The sequence below is a fragment of the Streptomyces sp. UF-297 genome, from assembly GCF_058245575.1.
This window is the reverse complement of record NZ_JBSIBZ010000287.1, coordinates 1-242: the sequence shown is the minus strand read 5'-3', so window position 1 is coordinate 242 and position 242 is coordinate 1. Positions and strand designations below refer to the sequence as shown.

The window sequence follows — 242 nt, the reverse complement described above, 5'->3', positions numbered from 1 at the left end:
GTTCTGGAGGCTGCGGATGTGGTGCAGCCTGCGCTGTGGGCGGTGATGGTGTCGTTGGCGGCCGTCTGGGAGGCGGCAGGTGTCTCACCGGATGCGGTGGTGGGTCACTCGCAGGGGGAGATTGCTGCGGCGACGGTTGCTGGGATGCTGTCTCTTGAGGACGGTGCGCGGGTCGTGGCGTTGCGGTCGCAGTCGTTGAAGGTGCTGGCGGGTGCGGGCGGGATGCTCTCGGTGAGCCTGTC

Annotated in this window: 1 protein-coding gene; it reads left to right on the top strand. The window is 68.2% G+C overall.

The genetic code is table 11. The features are described 5' to 3' along the window. Positions 1-242, top strand: a 242-nt coding sequence (locus AC4IJH_RS43855; protein ID WP_490857624.1) for an acyltransferase domain-containing protein, incomplete at both ends; no start/stop codon positions are given.